This is a genomic window from Streptomyces sp. YS-3 (assembly GCF_045257485.1).
GTDB lineage: Bacteria > Actinomycetota > Actinomycetes > Streptomycetales > Streptomycetaceae > Streptomyces.
Map to the genome: position 1 here is coordinate 1 of NZ_JBJHPC010001127.1, position 814 is coordinate 814.

Genomic DNA, 814 nt, shown 5'->3' on the forward strand with positions numbered 1-814 from the left:
GGGGGGCCGCGGCACATCCCCGCCCCCGACCACCCCAAAGGCCCGACATGCGCGACCCTCCCGTTGGGCCGGCCCTGGATGCTCCGGCGGCGCGCAGCACCCCTGGCGCCCGCTGGCGAACCCGGCCGGCGCCCCCCCGTATCAGCCTGTCCGTGTGCGGCCCCCAGAAGGGAGCACGAGGTGAGCATTCCCCGTCCCGCAGCCGTGATCTGCGGCCTGGGCTCCTGTCTTCCCCCGAAGATCCTGACCAACGACGACGTCGCACGCCGCGCAGCCCTGGACATCACCGACGAATGGATCCGCACCCGCACCGGCATCCAGCGGCGCCGTCACGCCGGCCCGGACGTCAGCACCGGCGATCTGGCAACCGCCGCAGGCGAAGCCGCCCTGCAGTCCGCTTCCGGCTGGGCGCCCGACCTCGTCATCCTCGCCACCACCACACCCGACCGACGATGCCCGGCCACCGCCCCCGAAATCGCCCACCGCCTCGGCCTGACAGACGTGCCCGCGTTCGACCTCGCGGCTGTCTGCTCCGGCTTCGTCTACGCCACCGCCGTGGCCAGCGGCATGCTGCTGGCGGGCCTGTACGCGCGCCCGCTGGTCATCGCGGCGGAGACCTACTCCCGCATCATCGACCCCGCCGACCGCGACACCGCACCCCTGTTCGGCGACGGCGCCGGCGCCGTATGCCTGCGCCGGGGCGCCACCGACGAACCCGGTGCGATCACGGCGGTCGACCTCGGCGCCGACGGAAGCGGCAGCGACCTCATCGCCATCGCCGCAGGCGGCTCCCGCCACCCCTACGCCACCGACC

At 74.4% G+C, this 814-nt stretch carries 1 pseudogene; it reads left to right on the top strand.

What is annotated here, in order from left to right:
- Positions 1-180: 180 nt before the first annotated feature.
- Positions 181-814, top strand: a pseudogene (locus ACJA3G_RS37905) (3-oxoacyl-ACP synthase); the annotation flags it as partial.